Genomic DNA, 14,487 nt, shown 5'->3' on the forward strand with positions numbered 1-14,487 from the left:
AGCCGTGTCAGAGGGGTTGAGGAGCCGTCCTCGACCTCACCCACCCGAAACATCCTGACGCCAGCGGAAAAGAACGGCGGTGAACCTAAGCCCGAAAGGGGCGAGACACCGTAAGGTGGCTCGACTGAGCTTGGCGGCTTCGCCGCCCTAGCTCAGCTGAGTGAACGAGTGAGCCTGCGAACGAACCCGAAGGGCGCCCCCGAACATTCTTCATTTTTTCTGTTTTTTTCAGAATGCGGAAAATCCCACAAAATAGAAGTTGCTTAATAAAGCGGCGACATAGACACCAATTCCGATAAAGGACAGTAGCACAGCTGTGCCGTCCATACGCTCTGTTGCCGATGCCTTGTTCGACAGGAAGAAGCACACCGCCACGACGAGCAGACCCACCATATTGATGACCATTCGCAGTCCGACAGCGTTACCACCGCCAATCGTGGCGGCACCCGGTGTACCGGTCAGCGCGATCGCGCCAACAATACCGGCGACGCCGCAGCGAAGCAGTTTATTCGAGAACGTCTCGATTTTATCGAAAGTGAGTGTATCTGGCGTGGTCATCCTCTTATATCTCCGAAACATCATCTTTTTATAAATATACGCGCAACCAAACCTGTGCGGGACCAATACATAATCTGCACGAAAGCGACACGATATTACTACTATACTAATCGTGTCGCTACTGGTTTCGGTTGATTATGTTACTAATCTCTCGACGCCTTGGAGTAATTTCAGAACGGAATCCGGTCGGGGTCGGTTCGGCAGAACAGATCCATGGCAGACCGTCCCGTTTCGGCCGCCCGTCGGCGCAGACGCTTCCATAGGTTCCGATCGCGACGTCCGCGTCGCCTCGTATCGGCTTCGGCCCGCCAGACGTTGCGCAGGGCACTGCGGATTTCGGGGAAGCGACGCGACGCCCACGCGATGCTCTCGCGGCGCGGATTACGGCACAGGCCCAGTTCGTCGATGGCCTGTATGAAGCTGATCTGCCCGCCCCAAGGTTCGAGCCAGATGGCTACGCCATCGGCCTGCCCTTTCGAGGGCCTGCGAAGCAGAAGATGCGCACCGCTACTGGCCAGATGATGCCAGCGGGGTGCAATTTCGGCATGGCCCTCGAGCGCACCAAAATTGCCTGTCAGATTCCAGTCTGTGACAGCCTGCGCAACACCGTCCCCCTGATGCCACAGACGCACGAGGGGCTGGTGATCGTCTGGGCCGCCACAGGAAAAGACGCCGTAGAGATCACAGAAATACACGCACTGGCCGCGCTCCCAGCGGGCCAGCGTCGGGTCGTCGCTGCAATCATAGAACTCGAAGCCTCGCACGCCGACGTCGGGATGTGCAGCGGCGATGCGATCGCCGTGGTAGCGCAGAAGGCCCCCCACACCGTTGTAGCAGACGATTTCAAGGGAACCGTCTTCGGCGAAGATGACGTCCTCCACGGCGTCGTCGCCTGTCTTGAGACGCGCGTCGATCTGGCGCAGCCTGTCCGGGTGTCCGGCGACGATGATGGAAGATGTAACGGTAACGCCCATGGCGAATATCCTTTCCATTATAATCTCCATCCCCGCGGGCATAGACGCTGTGGTGGGGCAATGACGCGCGAACAGCGCGGCCCCGCAGGGGCGGATCATTGCGGCGCTACAGCGGCCTATGGCGCGGCTTTCTGCGTGCGTGTCTTCCTTTTGAACTTTCGTTTTAGATAGCGGCTTCGATGCCTAACTGACGTCTCTGACCGTCAGCTCAGAGATGAGCTGCCGTCCGTCCGCCCCGCGTATGATCTTCGCATTCATTTGAAACCGGCGTTCGCTCCAATGGTCAGTCGCCAGACATTTCTGAGCAAAGGTGAGCTGGAAGCCATTCCTGCTTTCCGGACCTTTGCGAACATCGCGAACCTCGCAGGCAAGCTTTCCCTTTTGAATGGAGCTGATATTTCCATCACGAATGAACGTATCAACGAACGCGTTCCATCCTGACCGCGTAAAATGTTGCCCTGCCGCCGTCATTTGATCACTGACATGAATATAGTCCAGTGTGTAGGGTGTGAGAGCAGCATGTTCTATATCAGTCATAGGCTGCTCAGCTTTTCCTCCAGCTTGCTGGAAGGAAGCCTTGTCGGGTGTTTGCGCCGTTGCCGAACTACAGATGATCAGGGAGATGAAGGCTGCAAGACGCGCGCGTTTACATACTCCATACGGAAACGATGAACTCCGCCTGATCTCATTCTGTTCAGTGTTCGTATTAACAATCATCACATTGACCTCCATCCGGGTGTTGATGGCTAGTGTCAGAGGACAGCGTGCGACTGAAAAGGATGTTTTAGCGGCTTTCTTGCAATTGGATAACTTCGATCCCATTACGAAATACTTCTGCCACGGTATCCTCCTGCGCGACCGTGGTGCTCCAATGCACGATGCTCTCACCACCAAGCAGGAGCGTAGCCAATTCCAGCTCCCACTCCAGCGCGCCTGCACGACCTCGGATGGGCGAGACAAACAGCGCCGTTCCTTCGACCGGATCCGCGTCCGCGTTCCATGTAGTCCAAAGAATATCCGCGCTCAGAGGATCAGCAACATCGTGTCGATCCACGCGCACGATCTTCTCGCTAAATGCTTCGACAAGCACTTCGCTCGGGGCGTGCAGTTTGTCTGGCACAGAAAAGATCATGCTCACATTGGTATCTCGAAGCTGTTTATTCGGATCGATGCACGATTTTCGCGCCCCCGCATGTAAAGTCAGTAAACGTGGCATTCCGTGTCGTCCAGTTACCCGTCCTGACCTGGAAAACTTTCCAGTATCTCCGGCGTCGGTTTGCGTGACGAGCGCTCCTATGCGGGCCGTCTCATCAACGTGGAGACATAGTGACCCCTTCACCAGAGTTGTGGCATGACCAAAGCCTAATGCGAGCCGTACAGGACAGGAAGACGATATGAGCAAGGCGTTCATTGCAGCAGTGCTGCAAGATTCCATGGAGAGCACCGGGGTTGCCGCAAACAAGGCGGCCGAGGACCTGATCGAGGCAATTGTCAACCAGATCGAAGAGACCGGCAGTTTTACCCTGCCAAGTTTCGGCACCTTCACCCTGCGCGAGACTTCTGCGCGCAAAGCTCTCAATCCACGCACCGGCGAGGAAGTCTGGGTCGAGGCCGGGCGCACAGTACGCTTCAAGGCATCGCCTGTGCTGAAGGAACGGGTGACGCCCGCCAAACCGAAGGCAAAAACGACCAGAGGGCCTGCGAAGAAGAAGGCGGAACCCGTAAAGGTCGCCGCCAGCGCAGCGAAAAAGACCAGCGCTCCGGCGAAGACGCGCGCCACGCGCCCCACGAAGGCGGCTGAGGCTCCGCAGGACGCGCCCGTCAAAGCGCGTCGCGGACGCCCGAAGAAACAGGGCTGACCGCCTCCTTTTCGAACACCTTTTTTCGCTGTGTCTGAAACAGACACAGTCGCACGCGGGCATGACAGACTCTCCCTTGCCACCCCGGAAAGGAGACCTCATGCCCGCCCCCTACCCTCTGCTTTCAATCGTGTCTCTCTGATGGTGCGGATCCAGCGCCGTCCAAAGGGCGCGCCAAGCCGCCGCGTGCGAACCGATAGCGCCCATGCCGCGTGGCAGGCGCTGCGCGCCGACATCAAGGGCGCGAAAGGCGAGAGCATCGTCGCCGAGACCCTTGCGTCGTGCGGTCTCCCGACCCTGCATGACGTGCATTTTCCCAGTGTGACCGGGTCAGGCTTTACCCAGATCGACCATCTGGTTCTGCTCCCCGATGCCGTCATGGTGATCGAGACCAAGCATTACGCCGGACGGCTTTCCGGTCATCCGGCGGATCGCTGGTGGCGCCAGCGCGTGGGGTGCGAGAAAGACGGACGCCTTGTTCTCAGTCCCCTTCATCAGAACATGGGGCATTGTGCCGCCGTGCGCGCCGTGACGGCGCCGGTTGCTCTGGATTTTCAGGTGGTGTCGCGTGTCGTGCTGACCGGATCGGCCGAGACCGATCCGATGCTCGCAGAGTATGTGCTCAATCCGGAGACACTGGCCGGCGAGATCAGGGCTGCAACCTACCGTGCGCCCCATGCGTCGCGAGCCCGCATCTGGGATCAGATCATCGCGGCGCGGCGAACGCGCCCCATGGCATCAGTCTGAGATGTCTTCTCCACGCAGGAAAGCGACATGCTCATCGAGCGTCGCCTGCTCCAGTTCCGCGGGCGCGTCATCACCCTCACCGAACTCCTCATCGAGCGTCTCGTCATCGCCCGGCTCGCCGGTAATGATGTCGAACACGCGGTCGTCATCTTCGGAGATATAGCCGATTTTCACGGCAAAACCGTTTTTAAGGTAGATCCAGTCGGCAGCTTCTTCGGACTCAAACTCGTCATCGTCATCCTGCGTGTCCGCCCGGCTGGACTGCACGCCCGCGAACTGCCCCGGAAGGCCCGTCTTGATGGCGTCGATGAACTGTTGGGTCGGTTTGCGGAATGGCCCTTTGGTGTCGAGGCTCATGAGTTCAACGCCCTGCAGTCAGACGCCGCACGATGACTCAGGCCCAGACGCACGTTTCCGTTGCTGTCGCCGATCAGCTCGCAGCGGTACCAGTGCGAAAGCTCGCCCTCATGTCCTTTTTTGACCAGATAGACGATCTGACCGTCATCGCCGGTCGCCGACGTGATGGCATAGCCCTCGTCGAGAAGCGCCGTCAGGCTTTTGTCCGACGTCGCCTCGAAGGTCGTGGCGATGCGGGTCTTTGAAACCACCTCGGCCCGTCCGGAGCCGACACCGCCCCCCATGGGACGCTCGACCGGCCCGGCCGCCAGGGCCACGCTACCCGATGCGGCCGCTACCACGGCAAGCAGGGCTGGGAAACTCTTCTTCATTCTCTGTCCTTTCGGAGCGGCCCGCGTCCCCATGACCAGGCGCACGAACAGTCGTAGCCGTCAGGCGTGCGACTGAGATGCGTCTGGCACCAGTCGCACCGATCGTGACGATCCCGCCGTGGCGCCATGCCGCTCTGGTGGTGGTGCGTTAAGCCCTTTCGGTCATAGTGGCGGTTTCGACAAGCCGTCCCGTCGATGGGCCCGGCATCTTTTTGAACTGGAGAGACTCTCATGAACACATCCGATCTGATCGCGGCGATCGCCGAACGTGCGGATCTGAGCAAGGCCGACGCCAGAAAGGCGCTGGACGCGACCTTTGAGGTCATCACCGGTGCGGTTAAAAAAGGCGATGCCGTTGCGGTAAAGGATTTCGGCAAGTTCGACCTGCGCGAGCGCGCCGCGCGCAAGGGACGCAACCCGCAGACAGGTGAGACGATCGACATTGCCGCCTCACGCAGCCTCGGCTTTACAGCCGCCAAGGCGCTCAAGGACACGCTCGCGTCCTGAAGGGCATACGGAAAGAGAGACCCGAGGGTCTCTCCTTTTCCGAACGTCCCCTAGCGCCCTGCAAACAGCGCCAGCTGAGCCCCATGCGTCGCCTCATCCTCGACCAGGGCCGATAGCGTCAGCCCTATGAGGCGCACCGGTTTGGCCAGCGGAAACAGCGTCTGCAGCGCCAGACGCCCCAGCGTCACCAGCTCGCGCTCATCCGTCACCGGATCGGCCACTGAGCGGGCACGGGTCACCTGCTGGAAATCGGCGTATTTCACCTTCACCGTCACGGTGCGGCCAGTCAGCTGACGTTTCGTGCAGGCTGCCCAGAGCTTGGTGGCAATCGTCTCAAGCGCTGTCTGAAGCTCATCCTGAGAGGCCACATCGCGCTCGAAGGTAGTTTCCGTGCCGATGGATTTGCGCTGGCGATCCGGATTGACCGGCCGGTTGTCGATGCCGCGAGAGATCCCGTAATAGAACTCGGCAGCACTGCCAAAATGCCCCCGCAGGGCCTCAAGCGGCCACGCCCGCAGATCCGCACCTGTCTGAATGCCCAGGGCGTGCATCTTTCTGGCCGTCGCCGGACCGATACCGTGGAACTTCTCGACCGGCAGGGCCGCCACAAACACCGGACCCTGTTTCGGGGTGATGACGAACAGCCCGTCAGGCTTGTTCTGATCCGAAGCCAGTTTCGCCAGAAACCGGTTGTAGGACACGCCGGCCGAAGCGGTCAGACCCGTCTCCTTTCGGATGTCCGCGCGGATCGCCTCGGCGATCGCGGTGGCTGACCCGAAACCCTCAAGGTGGTCCGTCACATCAAGCGACGCTTCGTCCAAGGCCAACGGCTGAATCAACGGCGTATAACGCGCAAACACCGCATGGATCTGCGCCGAGACGGCGCGATAGATCTCGAAGCGCGGTGGCACGAAGATCAGATTGGGACATTGGCGCCGCGCCACTATGGATGGCATGGCCGACCGCACGCCGAACCGTCGCGCCCCGTAACTGGCGGCCGCCACGACCCCACGCGCTTCTTCCCGGCCGACCGCAAGCGGACGACCACGCAAAGCCGGATCATCGCGCTGCTCAATGGAGGCGTAGAAAGCGTCCATGTCGATGTGCAGAATGCGGCGTTGGCCGTCATGCGGACAAAGTAGCGACATAACATCCATTTTCTAATCGTGGACAAAAGAGGCTGACGACGGCAATATGCTATGCAGAAAACTACGCTCTTTGTAGCTTACAGACTATAATAAAGGATTGAGTGGAAATGACAGAAGATAAGTTGGAAGAATATTTTTTGGAACATCCTGATCTCTGGAATAATATTAACACCTCTTTTAATAACACAGGTACGTTTGTGGTCCCCGGATTTACAGCGTGCCAAAAAAATGCGCTTCATCAATACCTTGAGAAAAAGCTTAGTTGTAAGTTAAGCGTGGCACATCCTGCTCCAGAGTACGACTATACATTTACGCGTAAGATAGGCTGACAACCCTTCACCCGTCCCCCATAGCCCGCATCAGCTCCCGCAACGCCTTCTGCACCTTGGGCGCGGCCCACTCACGCAGTAGCCCGCGCGCGCTGGCGTCGTGCTCGATCGCATAAGGACTGTCTCCAATCGGCGGCATTGCCATCACGTGGTCTTTCTCCCCTGCCGGCACACCCGGAAACGGGTCGATCCGCACAAGCTGGGTGAGCAGGGCGACCGAGATGACACGGCACTGCGGTGTAGTGGTGTTGAGACACACATAGACCCCGGTGCCCTCGGCCACCGGATCGTAGATCGCCTTCCATGTCAGCGCAGGAACCGGAATGCGGTCCGGCCCGATGGTCCGGTCATCATCGGGATCGTAGCCTGGCCCCGTGACCACATAGAGTTCACCGTCACGGTCCGCGAGACCGCGCACAGCACTCTCCACACCGACCCACGCACCGCGATTCAGTTCGGCCGTCTGCGGCACGATATTAGAGAGCGTATAAGTCTCTTCCTGCCACGACAGGCCGGCTTCATCGCCACTAGGAACCAAGTGACCTTTGTCGTAGCCACTGCCGCGGTAGTCATAGAGCTCAGCCCGCATGCTAAGCGGAAGCCGCCCATCGGGATAGAAACTGCCGCGCCGGGGCGTGCTGCCCGCCACTTCCAAATTCTCCTCGGAGAGATACTCCGCCGCCCAGAGCGGCCCGCGCGTGCGCTCGGACTCCAGCACCGCATAGCTATGGCTGCACAGCATCACCGTGCCACTGCGCAATGTCTCGTCCACGACCGTGGGCGGCTGACCACCCGGGAATTGCGGAGCACAGGAGACCACTTCGGCATGGGCGACCGAAGACAGCGAAAGGCTGAGCACAAGCCCCGCGAGAATTGACGTCCGCTTCATACCGATGGCCTCTTCGCCGTGGACCCATCCTTCCGTTCGCCCCTCTCCCGATGTTCCGAACAGAACCAGTGCATGCCGCCCCGAGGGTGGTCAAACCCGAAAGGCGCGCCCTTGCCGCAGGTCTCGCAGTCATGCGCCCAGCCCGAGCGCGTCCGATGGACGGGCTTACCCTGAGCGGCCTGATCGAAAGGGAGTGAGTTACCGTTCTCGCTCATCTCAGAACCCCAATCCCAATCCCAATGCATCTATCTGCGCCCGTGCGCGCTGCCACGACGGGCTGAGCCCCTGTCCGCTCGCCTCACCCTGCTGCGCTTTACGCAACCAGCCCGCGTGACGATGCTCGAGCGGGATCTCGTCCACGAACCCGCAACGCTCCGAGCGCATGCCGTGCCGGAACCCCGCCCAGGTGATGGTCGCGCGATACATCGCCCGCGTCAGCGCCACATACGCCAGACGGCGCTCTTCCTCGTAATTGCGCTCTCCCGTGCCGGGAAACACCGCCTCCTCCCAGCCGGGCAGAAACACATGCCCGAACTCGAGCCCCTTGGCGCGGTGCATGGTCATCAGCTGCACCCTGTCTCCACCTGTTTCTTTCGGTCCCGAGGTCGCAAGCGCCGCGTGCTCCAGAAGATCCTGTGTACGGACAAACCCTTCACTGAGTGTGACCAGTTCATTGAGATTGCCCAGTGCGTCCTCGGCCTCGTCGGTGCCCAGATCGCGCAGCATGCTTTTGTAGCTTGTCTTGTCCACGAGAAGCTCGATGCGCTCACACAGACGCAGCTCGGGGTCCATGCCGATGAGACGCACGACCCGGCAGAACTCCGTCAGGCTGGCCTTCACCCTGGGCGGCAGCGCGGTATGTTCCACGGCGGAAAACAGACTCAGACCACGGACGAGAGCCTCCCTTTCAATTTCCCCCATGCCTTTGACGCCGAGGCCGCGTTTGGGGAGGTTGGCCACACGGCGGAACGCCTCGTCGGACTGGCGGGACTGAGGGCAGCCGGAGAGAACCAGAAGGGCCAGCGCGTCCTTGACCACGGCCCGATGATAGAAGCCCACGTCACCGATGATCTCATAGGGTATGCGGGCATGTAGCAAGGCTTCTTCCAGTGCCCGAGAGAGTCTGTTCTGGCGGTAAATGATCGCCATATCGCGCCAGGCCACGCCATCGGCCGCCCGGCATCCCATCTCGGCGGCGATCCCATGCGCTTCCGCCTCACCGGATCCGTAGTCCACCACCTCGATCAGCTCGCCGGCATCGCGCTTCGTGTAGAGCGTCTTGGGGATGCGGCCCTCGTCAAAGGCGATCACCGCGTTGGCGGCGGCAAGAATACGCCCGGTGGAGCGGAAATTCTCTTCCAGTTTGACCAGTGTTGCGCCGGGAAAGGTCTTCTGGAAATTGCGAATGAAAGAAATCTTCGCGCCACGCCAAGAATAAATGCTCTGCGAATCATCACCGACACAGAAGAGTTCGCCGGAATGCTCCGACATCAGTTTCAGCCAGAGCATCTGGCCGTGATTGACGTCCTGAAATTCATCGGCGAGCACGGCCGTAAACCGCTCGGACCAGCGCCGACGGTAGCTCCTGTCATTGAGCAGCGCCAGCGTCGGCCACATCAGGAGATCGCCGAAGTCCGCCGCATTCTGCTCGCGCAGGGTCGCCTGATACAGACCGTAGAGCCTGACGGCGAAGTTCCAGCCTTCTTCGTCCGCCCATTTATGCGCAGCCCGTCGCCGCGCCAGCAGGGCCGCCACCCATGACCACGCCTCCTCGGGGCGCACAAGTTCGTCCTTCATGTGCCCGATCCGCTCGGCCATTTTCTTGATCTGGCGGGCGTCACAGCGTTTGCCGTCCTCGGGCACCGGCACTTCATGTTCCGGCAGCCCTTTCATGATCCTGCGGATGATGGCCAGACTGTCGTCGGCGTCACGGATGTCGAAGCCCGATCGCAGATGGGCAACCTCGGGCTCGGCGCGCAGCTGACGGGCACCCAGACCGTGGAACGTGCCCAGCCAGGTCGGCGCCTGCCCCTCACCCAGGACGCCGGTGATCCGCTCACGCATCTCGGCGGCCGCCTTGTTGGTGAAGGTCACGCACAGGATCCGCGCCGGCAGCATACCGCGCGCCCGGATACGGGTGGCGACACCTGCGGTCAAAGTCTTGGTCTTGCCCGTTCCAGCACCAGCAAGGACCAGAACCCGTCCCTCGGCGAGCGCGGCTTCGCGCTGGGACGGTGTGAGAGGCTCAAGGATCGCGGCCAGCCCCGCCAGCGCGCTCACCGTATCCGCTCCGCGTTGAGGATCAACTCGTGCGCCGGGTCCACCCGGACCACGTGCCCGTTCTCCACCAGCACGATCATCGGGCGAAACGTCGAGAAGCCGACCAGCTCGTCGATCCATGTGCCGTCGAGCACAAGGGCCGCCGCCTGGTAATCGTCCTCACCAATCCACACAAGCTGCCGGGGGACATGAAATTCGTCTTCGGCCGCCCTGCCCTGCTCGTAAACGCGCTGGACATGGGCTGCCCACACCTGTCTCGCCTCAGCGCTGGCACCGAACATCATGCTGAGCCGGGATGCGATGAACAGGTTCTGGACCGTATTGTCGCCGCACGGCACAACGCCGGCCGAAGGAAATACCTGACCGATTACCTCTGGCCGATACTCGATTTCGAGATTCTGCGCCTTCCAGCCGTCAATCACGCCAATCAGCCCATCTTCCGTGAATATGCGGAACACTCCCTCGGTGTCCCACCCCGTTCGCCCGGTATGTGTTCCTCCAATGATGAGACCCCGAACATCGGTCAGACCGTCGGTGCAGGACAGATAGTGACGCGGGTGCCCGGCAAGGCCGGTCTTCGTCCACAGGGCGCGTCCTCTTTCATGTCGGAACCACGCATCAAGGGTCGCGGCCTCCCATGGGAGCTGGCGGGTCAGACAGTCGTACGTCGGGCTCATGCTGCATTTTCCTTATGGTTGGCACGTTTGTCCTGAAGGACACGGTTCCAGTCGTTGAGGTTGGCATCGGGGGAGAGGCGCATGGCCAACAGTCCCAGCTCCTCAGCCATTGCGATGTAGTTCTGGGCGTAACGGTCGCCCTGCTCGTCGGCGTCCACGGCGGCGATCACGCGCCCCTGCGCCTGCGGGAGTGCGGCCATCAGCGCCTTGAGTTCCGCCCAGGCGTCCGGTCCGAGGCCGCCTGCGGTGGAGACGTAGAGCGTGCCCTGCCGGAAAACGGCATGGTCGAGCGCGGCAAACGACAGGGCGTCGATCGCGCTCTCACAGATGACCAGACGACGCATAGGGCGCGTGCCTTCGTCTGCCCGGAAACGGAACAGCCGCTTGCCACCACCACCCGAGGAGAAACCTCGGTATTCCGGGCCGCGCATCTCCATCCCGGTGAGCGCTCCGTTGTTGTCGTGATGGGCAAACCACGCAGTGCCTTTCATGCCCTCGCGCAGGACGCCCTGCCGGGCCACGTGCGCCAGGAGAGCTTCGGGCAGGGCACGGGTAAGCGTGAGGTAAGTCCAGGCGGCCGATCCGCGCGCAAGCACCGGGTGACGGTTCCACATCACCGAGGGATCGCGGCGCGGACGCTCCTCGCGGGGCGCGGGCTCGCAGGTCGCCCCGGTTGGAGCGACCCCGAGCAGGCCACGCAGCACCTGCCTCACCTTGCCGAGCGACATCCCCGGGTTCAGGAACTTTACGAGGTCGATCACCGACCCCTTTCCGTCCCTGTCCGTAGAGGTGTGGTGTGGCGACCACCAGCCGCGACCGCCATGGTTGACGACAATACTTTCGCCTTTACCACGACGATACTTCTGGTTGTTCTTACTGCTTTCCGTCTTATCGAGCCTGTAGCCGGCCTGTTCGAGAACGACCGCACAGCGGATTTCTTCACGAAACCGCACGAGTTCCTCGCGGGCCTGCTCATCGGTCTGACGCTGGATCATCGGAGATCTCCGCTGCTGATATATCCTGAATACAAGAAAAGGTTAGTACAGAACGTGCGCCAATCCAAGTAAATAAAGGACAAAATAAACGCCTTTATTTGCAGGAAAAGACACCTCACTGTATTGACGGAACGACCACAGAATATTGTTTTTCTTGTTCGTCCTGCGGGGGTTCGGGGGCAGCGCAGCCCCCGATGTTGCCGCTGAAAGGGGTCGGGGTCTGACGTTTTTCTCGTCCCGTCCTGCCAACGCCACGACGTCCGCGAGCCCGAGGTGTCAAGACCGGTGGAATGCAGACAAGCGAGGTGGGGATGCGGGCAGCGCGGGGCGTAGCCCTGCGATGAACGCAGCCACGCCTTGTCGCCGCGTGCGTTCCTGAGCCCGAAGGGTTGTCTTGAGACCTCGGGCTCGTGGATGTCATCCTGGACGCATGACGGCGAGGTCAGACCCCGGCCCCGTGCCACCCCCGCCTGCGGGGGTGGTTGAAGCGGCAACCGGACAGAACACACCATGACAGACCTCTCCCACAGGAAACGAGGTCACATCATGAGGGCGTGCCGTGCGACTGAACGTGCAATCGCGACTGTGAGTGCTATTTTTTCCGGCCGTCCTAGAAACCGGGTCCGGGCGAGCGGCTCGAAGGTGTCGGCGCGGACGGTTTGGGGTCTTCCCGGTCCCCAGGTGACGGCGCTTTTTCAGGCGACGCGCCAGAAGACGCCTGCGAGGCGTCCGCGGCGGGCTTGCGAAAGAAAGAGTCCACAATGCGTCCGAACACGCTCTGACCGCTCTGTGGCGCAGGTTCGGGGCGCGGTGTCGGCTCCAGCCGCGTGAGACCTGCGGAGATGATCGCCCCGAGATCGCGCTTTCCCTGAAGCTCGCGCAACTGCTTGAGCGTCTGGAACGCCATATAGCCCATGCCCTCGTCCTCGAGCGCACGGGCCTCGGTCATACCGGGAAAGGCGCGCTCGATCACGACCACGTCGCGAGCGACATAAAGCTCGTTCCGACTTTCCTGCGTCACTCCTGTGCGCGTCCAGTCCAGATCGAAGCCCGCTTTACGCGCTACAGACCGCACGAAACTGCGCAGCGTCCGGCTGTTGCCTTCTTCAAAAACATGGGCATGATCGAGATCCGCGTAGAGGTCGGCCAGCCGGTTTCCGGCCTCGCGGATGTCGAGACCCGCAAGTTCCTTGATTCCACCAAGCTGGTGAAAGGTCTCAAGGGCCTCGGCCGCCTTCTGACCGACGTGCTGCGTCGCATACATCACATCGTACTGGATGTCCGTGCCCTCAAGCGTGCGGAGTTTCATCCATATCCGGCTGTCCCCCCGCACCTGCCCCGGACTGACCTTCTGCACAGCGCCCGGATAATGGTCGAAATCCTGAAAGATGTAGGCGTGCGTGCTCTTGAGATGATCGAGATCGAACGATCCTGTGAGGGGTTTACGTTCGAGTTCGGTGATCCGGACCCTCGAGAGGAGACCGTCAAGAGACAGACGAGATCCGCTCTGCGGCGAGGCGGGCGTATTCGGCGCGGCAGAGTTTGAAGATTTCTTCCCGGTATTCGTCATCGTTCAGCTCGCCTTCGATGAAGCGGCGGTCGATGGCACGCACCTCATCCGTGATTGTGAAACCTTCGAGTTCGACACTTCCCGTCGCCTGCCGGATTGCCTCGGCGCGGCGTGCCCGTTCAACGTCGGAGATGGCAGCAGGTCTGGTCATGACGGCACCTCGATTGATGAGATGTGCGATTATACCAGAGAGTTTCTGTCCTGTCCTGCGTGAGCCCAGAAGAAGAGCACTCATGTCCGCATACTCCGGCGCGGCGTACGCTCAACGAGAACCTCACGCCCTGCCAGCTCGCGCAGACTGCTTTCAAGCAGTTTGGCCGAACGGCGACGGCGCACCTCGTGGGCCGTGCGGCGCAGCCGGGCGCGCGCACGATCGGAGATCTCGGGAAGCACGAGGTTGCCTTCGATATGCAGGGCTTCGTCTTCCAGACGACGGGCCAGGGCGCGGGCCTGCAGGCGCGCGACCGGGGCACCCGAAAAGGATGAGGATAACATCATGATCTTTACTCCAGTCAGGATTGGGAGGAGCGTGCGCGGGGCGCGGTCCCCTCTTTTACGTGTCAGAGAACGAGCAGGTCACAGTTCTCAGGTTCGATCGTCACATCCGTGACGACACCGCGCGTCAGGCCATTCGCAACGATTGCCCGCGCCCGCGCGCGTCCCTCGAGATAGACGCGCGTACCCACTCTGCAGCGGTTCTCGATGGCGCGGAGCGCGTGAGGTTTGGTGCAGACCACGTAATGCCAGCCAAGCGCGTCAGCGCCCGGCGCAGGCTCACGATCTGTCCCGTTCCACGTTGTGCAGAGCCAGAAGCGCGCAGCGGTATTCTCTCCGCTCGCCCCTGTCTCAAACTCGGGAGAGCACGTGATATGCCCCACGAGGATGATCCGGTTTACGACGTCCGACATGGCCGTCTCCCTGTGTTTCTTCCAACAGGGTGAGGCCCGATGCCGCACCGTCTGCCGGTAGCGGTCAGACGGACAGGGCCATCAGGCGTCAGGCGCACTCCCTCGGTCCGGCATGGTGCGGAAGCCGCGTGCGGGTTCACGGTGCCGGAGCGACCGCAGGCTCGGGGATTGCGCCTGACGACGGCCCTGTCAGACCGCGACGACCGGCAGGCGGTTCGGCATCGCGTCTTTTCTGCGCTCTGCTCTTCGCTTTTCGGCTTTTCTTCTTCTTTTCCCTGTGTATCCGCTTGTACAGATCAGGGATTTCTCCTAGAATCA

At 61.1% G+C, this 14,487-nt stretch carries 19 protein-coding genes and 1 pseudogene; 4 read left to right on the forward strand and 16 right to left on the reverse strand.

What is annotated here, in order from left to right; all coding sequences use genetic code 11:
* Positions 1-228 precede the first annotated feature (228 nt).
* The 4 genes from B3759_RS07370 to B3759_RS07385 all read right to left on the reverse strand — a co-directional run bounded on the left by B3759_RS07370 (position 229) and on the right by B3759_RS07385 (position 2,748).
* Positions 229-558: a hypothetical protein gene (locus B3759_RS07370; RefSeq protein WP_291365122.1), complete on the reverse strand. Its 330-nt coding sequence runs from the start codon at positions 556-558 to the stop codon at positions 229-231.
* A 170-nt stretch (positions 559-728) separates the two neighbouring features.
* A complete protein-coding gene (locus tag B3759_RS07375) occupies positions 729-1,532 on the reverse strand; it encodes a hypothetical protein (protein WP_291365124.1) in 804 nt (267 codons plus the stop codon).
* Between the two features lie 183 nt (positions 1,533-1,715).
* The gene (locus B3759_RS07380; protein WP_291365126.1) at positions 1,716-2,249 is read right to left on the reverse strand and encodes a DotI/IcmL/TraM family protein; all 534 of its coding nucleotides are present in this window, start codon (positions 2,247-2,249) and stop codon (positions 1,716-1,718) included.
* A gap of 67 nt (positions 2,250-2,316) precedes the next feature.
* On the reverse strand, positions 2,317-2,748 hold the full coding sequence (locus tag B3759_RS07385; protein ID WP_291365127.1) for a hypothetical protein: 432 nt from the start codon (positions 2,746-2,748) through the stop codon (positions 2,317-2,319).
* A gap of 178 nt (positions 2,749-2,926) precedes the next feature.
* Between B3759_RS07385 and B3759_RS07390 the strand changes: the two are divergent.
* Together B3759_RS07390 and B3759_RS07395 are read left to right on the forward strand one after the other, a co-directional pair.
* A pseudogene (locus B3759_RS07390) lies at positions 2,927-3,193 on the forward strand (HU family DNA-binding protein); the annotation flags it as partial.
* A gap of 228 nt (positions 3,194-3,421) precedes the next feature.
* Positions 3,422-4,138: a nuclease-related domain-containing protein gene (locus B3759_RS07395; protein ID WP_291365129.1), complete on the forward strand. Its 717-nt coding sequence runs from the start codon at positions 3,422-3,424 to the stop codon at positions 4,136-4,138.
* Here the strand turns inward: B3759_RS07395 and B3759_RS07400 are convergent.
* Together B3759_RS07400 and B3759_RS07405 are read right to left on the reverse strand one after the other, a co-directional pair.
* Entirely contained in the window at positions 4,130-4,495 is a 366-nt protein-coding gene (locus B3759_RS07400; RefSeq protein ID WP_291365131.1) for a hypothetical protein, read from the reverse strand. The two genes, B3759_RS07395 and B3759_RS07400, sit on opposite strands and share 9 nt — an antisense overlap.
* Positions 4,492-4,866, reverse strand: a complete 375-nt coding sequence (locus tag B3759_RS07405) for an ABC transporter substrate-binding protein (RefSeq protein ID WP_291365133.1) — start codon at positions 4,864-4,866, stop codon at positions 4,492-4,494. Before B3759_RS07405 ends, B3759_RS07400 begins: the two co-directional genes overlap by 4 nt.
* A gap of 231 nt (positions 4,867-5,097) precedes the next feature.
* On the opposite strand from B3759_RS07405, the gene B3759_RS07410 reads away from it, so the two are divergent.
* Entirely contained in the window at positions 5,098-5,373 is a 276-nt protein-coding gene (locus tag B3759_RS07410; protein ID WP_291365135.1) for an HU family DNA-binding protein, read from the forward strand.
* 50 nt (positions 5,374-5,423) lie between these two features.
* Here the strand turns inward: B3759_RS07410 and dinB are convergent, their stop codons facing one another.
* Positions 5,424-6,521, reverse strand: a complete 1,098-nt coding sequence (gene dinB, locus B3759_RS07415; RefSeq protein WP_291365137.1) for a DNA polymerase IV — start codon at positions 6,519-6,521, stop codon at positions 5,424-5,426.
* 107 nt (positions 6,522-6,628) lie between these two features.
* On the opposite strand from dinB, the gene B3759_RS07420 reads away from it, so the two are divergent.
* Positions 6,629-6,850 carry a hypothetical protein gene (locus B3759_RS07420; protein WP_291365139.1) on the forward strand — a complete coding sequence of 74 codons (222 nt, stop codon included), beginning with the start codon at positions 6,629-6,631 and terminating at the stop codon, positions 6,848-6,850.
* Between the two features lie 7 nt (positions 6,851-6,857).
* Here the strand turns inward: B3759_RS07420 and B3759_RS07425 are convergent, their stop codons facing one another.
* The 9 genes from B3759_RS07425 to B3759_RS07465 form a co-directional block, all read right to left on the reverse strand.
* Positions 6,858-7,739 (reverse strand): DNA/RNA non-specific endonuclease, encoded by an 882-nt coding sequence (locus B3759_RS07425; protein ID WP_349679293.1) that lies wholly within the window; start codon positions 7,737-7,739, stop codon positions 6,858-6,860.
* Positions 7,736-7,954, reverse strand: a complete 219-nt coding sequence (locus B3759_RS07430) for a hypothetical protein (protein ID WP_291365141.1) — start codon at positions 7,952-7,954, stop codon at positions 7,736-7,738. The genes B3759_RS07425 and B3759_RS07430 overlap by 4 nt, the downstream gene beginning before the upstream one ends.
* A gap of 1 nt (position 7,955) precedes the next feature.
* Entirely contained in the window at positions 7,956-10,019 is a 2,064-nt protein-coding gene (locus B3759_RS07435) for an ATP-dependent helicase (protein WP_291365143.1), read from the reverse strand.
* A complete protein-coding gene (locus B3759_RS07440; RefSeq protein ID WP_291365145.1) occupies positions 10,016-10,696 on the reverse strand; it encodes a hypothetical protein in 681 nt (226 codons plus the stop codon). Before B3759_RS07440 ends, B3759_RS07435 begins: the two co-directional genes overlap by 4 nt.
* Positions 10,693-11,691 carry a DUF3991 and TOPRIM domain-containing protein gene (locus tag B3759_RS07445; RefSeq protein ID WP_291365146.1) on the reverse strand — a complete coding sequence of 333 codons (999 nt, stop codon included), beginning with the start codon at positions 11,689-11,691 and terminating at the stop codon, positions 10,693-10,695. The genes B3759_RS07440 and B3759_RS07445 overlap by 4 nt, the downstream gene beginning before the upstream one ends.
* A 610-nt stretch (positions 11,692-12,301) precedes the next feature.
* Positions 12,302-13,261 (reverse strand): Fic family protein, encoded by a 960-nt coding sequence (locus tag B3759_RS07450; RefSeq protein ID WP_291365148.1) that lies wholly within the window; start codon positions 13,259-13,261, stop codon positions 12,302-12,304.
* Entirely contained in the window at positions 13,176-13,496 is a 321-nt protein-coding gene (locus B3759_RS07455) for an antitoxin VbhA family protein (protein ID WP_291365150.1), read from the reverse strand. The genes B3759_RS07450 and B3759_RS07455 overlap by 86 nt, the downstream gene beginning before the upstream one ends.
* Complete coding sequence (locus B3759_RS07460) at positions 13,493-13,759, reverse strand: hypothetical protein (RefSeq protein ID WP_291365152.1); 267 nt, start codon at positions 13,757-13,759, stop codon at positions 13,493-13,495. Before B3759_RS07460 ends, B3759_RS07455 begins: the two co-directional genes overlap by 4 nt.
* A 62-nt stretch (positions 13,760-13,821) precedes the next feature.
* Positions 13,822-14,169 (reverse strand): single-stranded DNA-binding protein, encoded by a 348-nt coding sequence (locus tag B3759_RS07465; RefSeq protein ID WP_291365154.1) that lies wholly within the window; start codon positions 14,167-14,169, stop codon positions 13,822-13,824.
* Positions 14,170-14,487 lie beyond the last annotated feature (318 nt).

The sequence above is a fragment of the Acetobacter sp. UBA5411 genome (assembly GCF_002409645.1).
Lineage (GTDB): Bacteria > Pseudomonadota > Alphaproteobacteria > Acetobacterales > Acetobacteraceae > Acetobacter.

What these genes read in the sequence shown, in the direction of transcription:
- B3759_RS07370 (WP_291365122.1), bottom strand. Translation starts at nt 558, where the DNA reads ATGACCACGCCAGATACACTCACTTTCGATAAAATCGAGACGTTCTCG.
- B3759_RS07375 (WP_291365124.1), bottom strand. Translation starts at nt 1,532, where the DNA reads ATGGGCGTTACCGTTACATCTTCCATCATCGTCGCCGGACACCCGGAC.
- B3759_RS07380 (WP_291365126.1), bottom strand. Translation starts at nt 2,249, where the DNA reads ATGATTGTTAATACGAACACTGAACAGAATGAGATCAGGCGGAGTTCA.
- B3759_RS07385 (WP_291365127.1), bottom strand. Translation starts at nt 2,748, where the DNA reads ATGCCACGTTTACTGACTTTACATGCGGGGGCGCGAAAATCGTGCATC.
- B3759_RS07400 (WP_291365131.1), bottom strand. Translation starts at nt 4,495, where the DNA reads ATGAGCCTCGACACCAAAGGGCCATTCCGCAAACCGACCCAACAGTTC.
- B3759_RS07405 (WP_291365133.1), bottom strand. Translation starts at nt 4,866, where the DNA reads ATGAAGAAGAGTTTCCCAGCCCTGCTTGCCGTGGTAGCGGCCGCATCG.
- B3759_RS07410 (WP_291365135.1), top strand. Translation starts at nt 5,098, where the DNA reads ATGAACACATCCGATCTGATCGCGGCGATCGCCGAACGTGCGGATCTG.
- dinB (WP_291365137.1), bottom strand. Translation starts at nt 6,521, where the DNA reads ATGTCGCTACTTTGTCCGCATGACGGCCAACGCCGCATTCTGCACATC.
- B3759_RS07420 (WP_291365139.1), top strand. Translation starts at nt 6,629, where the DNA reads ATGACAGAAGATAAGTTGGAAGAATATTTTTTGGAACATCCTGATCTC.
- B3759_RS07425 (WP_349679293.1), bottom strand. Translation starts at nt 7,739, where the DNA reads ATGAAGCGGACGTCAATTCTCGCGGGGCTTGTGCTCAGCCTTTCGCTG.
- B3759_RS07430 (WP_291365141.1), bottom strand. Translation starts at nt 7,954, where the DNA reads ATGAGCGAGAACGGTAACTCACTCCCTTTCGATCAGGCCGCTCAGGGT.
- B3759_RS07440 (WP_291365145.1), bottom strand. Translation starts at nt 10,696, where the DNA reads ATGAGCCCGACGTACGACTGTCTGACCCGCCAGCTCCCATGGGAGGCC.
- B3759_RS07445 (WP_291365146.1), bottom strand. Translation starts at nt 11,691, where the DNA reads ATGATCCAGCGTCAGACCGATGAGCAGGCCCGCGAGGAACTCGTGCGG.
- B3759_RS07450 (WP_291365148.1), bottom strand. Translation starts at nt 13,261, where the DNA reads ATGACGAATACCGGGAAGAAATCTTCAAACTCTGCCGCGCCGAATACG.
- B3759_RS07455 (WP_291365150.1), bottom strand. Translation starts at nt 13,496, where the DNA reads ATGAGTGCTCTTCTTCTGGGCTCACGCAGGACAGGACAGAAACTCTCT.
- B3759_RS07460 (WP_291365152.1), bottom strand. Translation starts at nt 13,759, where the DNA reads ATGATGTTATCCTCATCCTTTTCGGGTGCCCCGGTCGCGCGCCTGCAG.
- B3759_RS07465 (WP_291365154.1), bottom strand. Translation starts at nt 14,169, where the DNA reads ATGTCGGACGTCGTAAACCGGATCATCCTCGTGGGGCATATCACGTGC.